Raw genomic sequence first — 3,810 nt, forward strand, 5'->3', positions numbered from 1 at the left:
GGGGTGGGGTGGGCCGTCCACATGCCGACATGTGGACCGGTGGTGACGCCGGAAAACGGTCACCCGTCCACTCCGGTGTCCACCTGTCGATCGCCCCTTGTTCCGGTCGGGTCTCCCGGGGCACTATTCCCACCAATCTCATAGGGAAGATCGGGAAAGTGGGTGTCGTGGACGGAACACAGCACGCGGCGGTGATCGGGCCCGTCCCTCCCGGGGACCCCCGCCCCGTTCGGTGGGGCCCCCGCAGTGGCGAGGACCTCTCGTGACGACCGATGTGCTCCACCCTCCGCCCCCGGGGCTCGGAGCGGAGGGGCGGGTGGTCCGTGACCTCGCCGACGACCTCGCGGTGGACGCCGTCGAGAGGGATCGGGCCGGCGCCCCGCCCTTCGACGAGACGAGCCGACTGCGCGAATCCGGCCTCCTCGCGGCGCTCACCGTCCCTCCGGGAGCCGAGCGGGCCACATCCTGGGAGGACGCCTGCGCGGTGGTGCGCACGATCGCCGCGGCCGACAGTTCGGTCGCCGAACTGCTCGCCAGGCACCACGTGTTGTCCCGCACGGGGCACTTCCTCGGATCCCCGGAACGCAACTTTTCGTCCGGCGGCCGTACCGGGCACCGGACATGGCTGCTGGCCGGTGACCTCGGAGCCGGCCCCGTCACCGAGGCGGCCCGCCTGCGCCACGGCTCCCTCACCATCACGCCGGTCCGGGGAGGGTACGTCCTCAACGGTCGCCGTCGCCTCGCCACCGGCGTCCCGGTGGCGGACCGACTGGTTCTCGGGGCGGTCTGCTCGGCGACCGGCGACATCCGGGTCGTGCTGGTCGATCCCGACGCCGAGGGAGTGGAGACCGAACCGATCCCGGACCACGAACGAACCGGGCAGCGGGCCGGAGGCGCCGGCCTGGTCGATTTCCAGGACGTCCCGCTCGGCCCGGAGGCCCTGCTGGGCGTGGTGGAGGGGGACGGGTACCGCCGGGCGCCGTTCACCGCCCTCGCCCCGCTCGCCACGGCGCTGATGTTGGTCCAGGTGGCCCTGGGCACCGCCGAGGCGGCCCTCGCCGAGGCCCGGGACGCGATCCTGGCCGGGCACCGGATCCACCTCCCGGACCCCCTCGACGACGATCCCGTCGGTGAACCCACCGCCGAGGCCGACCTCCTGCACACCTGGGGCGAACTCGCGACCTCCCTGTACGCCGCCTCGACGGTCGCCGATCGGGCCGGCACCGCGATGGGTGCCGCCCTCCGTCGCGGACAACGGCTGACCGCGGCGGACCGCGCGGAGGTCGCCGTACTCGTGGCGACCACCGAGGCGGTCGTCGCCGAGGCGGTGCCGCGCATCACGGCCCGGGTCACGGAACTCGCCGACCCACCGGGACTCGACCGCCACTGGCGCAACGCCCGGGTGCTGCTCGGACGGGGCTCCACCGCCCGCCGATTCCGGGACATCGGCAGTCATTTCCTCTACCCCTCCCGGGGTGCGCCCCTCGCCCCCGGCTGAGGCCCGCCGTGCCCGCCCCGGTGCGGGAGAGCACCGTGCGGGATACTTCCCCCATGCGAATCTCCGCCCGGGTGGACTACGCGGTGCGGGCCGCGCTGCACCTCGCGGCGGCCCGCCAGGACGCGCCGATCAAGGCCGAGGCCATTGCCGAGGCCCAGGACATCCCGCACAAGTTCCTGGAGGGCATCCTCAACGACATGCGCCGGGGCGGCCTGGTCACCAGCCAACGCGGCGGCAACGGCGGGTACCGCCTGGCCCGGGCCGCCGGCGCGATCACCGTCGCCGACATCATCCGCACCGTGGACGGGCCCCTGGTCTCGGTGCGCGGCGTGCGCCCCCCGGAACTCTCCTACGACGGGCCCGCCCGAACCCTGCTCCCGCTGTGGATCGCCCTGCGGGCCAACGTCCGCGAGATCCTCGAGGGCGTCTCGCTGGAGGACATCGCCTCGGACGCACTGCCGAGCGGCGTGGCCGATCTCGCCGACGATCCCGCCGCCTGGGACAACCCCTGATCCCGCCCGGACCCTGCCGGGGACGCGCCGGGGGGACGGTCCCGGGAATCGCGGTACCGGACGGTAGCGTGGCCGCCGGGAAACGCAGTCCGCCGCGCGAGAGCCGTGAGAGGAGGGCGGGAAGCCCTTCATGAGTGCCCGTTCCGATCACCCCGGCACGTCCCTCGGAGCCGTGGTCGCCCGCGCCCGCCGTCCCGCCCATCGTCCGGCTCGGCGTCGTGCCGGAACCCCCGCCGCGCTCGCGGCGGTCGTCCTGGCCGCCGCCTGCTCCACCGGCGGGGGCGGAGCCGACGGAGCGGCCGGCGGGGACCCGCCGACCCCGGAGGGGGCGCCGGGGGCCGAGACGTCCCCCGACGCCGGAACCGTCCCCGGGTCCGGGGCCGATGCCGAGACCGGATCGGGGACCGGGGCGGTCGACCCGGCCGCCGTGGAGGCCAACGAGCTGGGCACGGTCCCCGTCCTCATGTACCACCAACTGGTGGAGGAACCGGCCGGCGTGTACGACCGCACCCCCGAGGACTTCCGTGCGGAACTCGACCGGCTCGCCGAGGAGAACTACGTTCCGGTGACCGCCGGGGAGTACAGCCGGGGCGAGATCGACATCCCGGCCGGCACCCATCCGGTCGTCCTCACCTTCGACGACTCCACCAACAGCCAGTTCGCCCTCGACGGGGACGGGGAGCCGACCCCGGACAGCGCCGTCGGCATCCTGCTGGAGGTCGCGGAACGCCACCCCGGGTTCCGGCCCACGGCCACCTTCTTCGTCAACGACAACCCCTTCTCCGCGACCGGCGCCCCGGAAGCCCTCGGATGGCTCACGGAGCACGGCTTCGAGATCGGCAACCACACCCTCGGTCATCCCAACCTCGGACAGCTGTCGGACGGGGAGGTGCAGCGGGAACTCGCGGGCAACGCCGCGGCGATCGCCGAACTGGTCCCGGGCACCGAGGTCACCTCGCTCGCCCTGCCCTTCGGGGTGATGCCGTCGAACGCCGCGCTCGCCGTGGAGGGGGAGAGCGACGGCCACACCTATCGGCACGACGGTGTCTACCTGGTGGGCGCCAACCCGGCGCCGTCCCCCTTCGCCGACTCCTTCGACGCCGGGGCCATCCCCCGGATCCGCTCGGCCGGCCCCGACGCCGAGGACGCCGAACACGGATCCTCCCGCTGGCTGGACCGCCTGGGGGACGGCACCATCGACCGCTACACCTCGGACGGCGACCCCGGGACCATCGCCTTCCCCGAGGAGTACGCCGACCGCCTCGCCGAGGGACACCGTGACCGGGCACGCCCCTACTGACCGCCCCGCGGACCACGGTCCCGGAAAGGCCGTCGCCCGGCGTTCGGGGAACGCCGGGCGACGGTGGGACGGGGCGGAGAGCCGGAGCGGGACGCCGTCAGTCGGCGTAGGTCTCGTACTCGGCGATCCGCGGGGTGCCGTTCGACGCGGTGATCTCGAAGGTGATCTTGCGCAGCGAGGTCCGGGGGAAGCTGATGACCCCCGCACCGTTGCCCGAGGTCAGGACGGCTCCGGTGTCGTGGTTGATCACCCGCCAGGACCTGATGTTGCCCTCCGAGCCGGCCGCCTCACGGATGTTGATGCGGGACACGGCGGTGGCCGAGCCCCACTTGATGGAGACGGCTCCGGTCGAACCGGAGGGGGACCAGTGGGTGCTCATGCTGTTGTCCCGCACGTTGCCGTAACTCGTCCCGGAGGCCTTGCTCGAGCCGTCGGCGTCGGCGTTGGAGGCGAGACTGAGGTTGGTCCCGCTCGGGGGGTTGGTGGGCGGCGGGTTGGTG

3 protein-coding genes and 1 pseudogene are annotated in these 3,810 nt (G+C 73.7%); 3 read left to right on the forward strand and 1 reads right to left on the reverse strand.

Annotation, left to right across the window (positions count from 1 at the left end; genetic code table 11):
* Nucleotides 1-262 precede the first annotated feature (262 nt).
* From FOE67_RS30480 to FOE67_RS19320, 3 genes are all read left to right on the forward strand, one after another.
* The gene (locus tag FOE67_RS30480) at nucleotides 263-1,498 is read left to right on the forward strand and encodes an acyl-CoA dehydrogenase family protein (protein WP_182666013.1); all 1,236 of its coding nucleotides are present in this window, start codon (nucleotides 263-265) and stop codon (nucleotides 1,496-1,498) included.
* Between the two features lie 53 nt (nucleotides 1,499-1,551).
* A complete protein-coding gene (locus FOE67_RS19315; protein ID WP_182666014.1) occupies nucleotides 1,552-2,010 on the forward strand; it encodes an RrF2 family transcriptional regulator in 459 nt (152 codons plus the stop codon).
* A 130-nt stretch (nucleotides 2,011-2,140) separates the two neighbouring features.
* Nucleotides 2,141-3,310 carry a polysaccharide deacetylase family protein gene (locus FOE67_RS19320; RefSeq protein ID WP_182666016.1) on the forward strand — a complete coding sequence of 390 codons (1,170 nt, stop codon included), beginning with the start codon at nucleotides 2,141-2,143 and terminating at the stop codon, nucleotides 3,308-3,310.
* A gap of 97 nt (nucleotides 3,311-3,407) precedes the next feature.
* Here FOE67_RS19320 and FOE67_RS19325 read toward each other — a convergent pair.
* Nucleotides 3,408-3,810: pseudogene (locus tag FOE67_RS19325) on the reverse strand (pectate lyase); the annotation flags it as partial.

This window comes from Streptomyces calidiresistens (assembly GCF_014141525.1).
GTDB classification, from domain to species: Bacteria; Actinomycetota; Actinomycetes; order Streptomycetales; family Streptomycetaceae; genus Streptomyces; species Streptomyces calidiresistens.

What these genes read in the sequence shown, in the direction of transcription:
- FOE67_RS19315 (WP_182666014.1), top strand. Translation starts at nt 1,552, where the DNA reads ATGCGAATCTCCGCCCGGGTGGACTACGCGGTGCGGGCCGCGCTGCAC.
- FOE67_RS19320 (WP_182666016.1), top strand. Translation starts at nt 2,141, where the DNA reads ATGAGTGCCCGTTCCGATCACCCCGGCACGTCCCTCGGAGCCGTGGTC.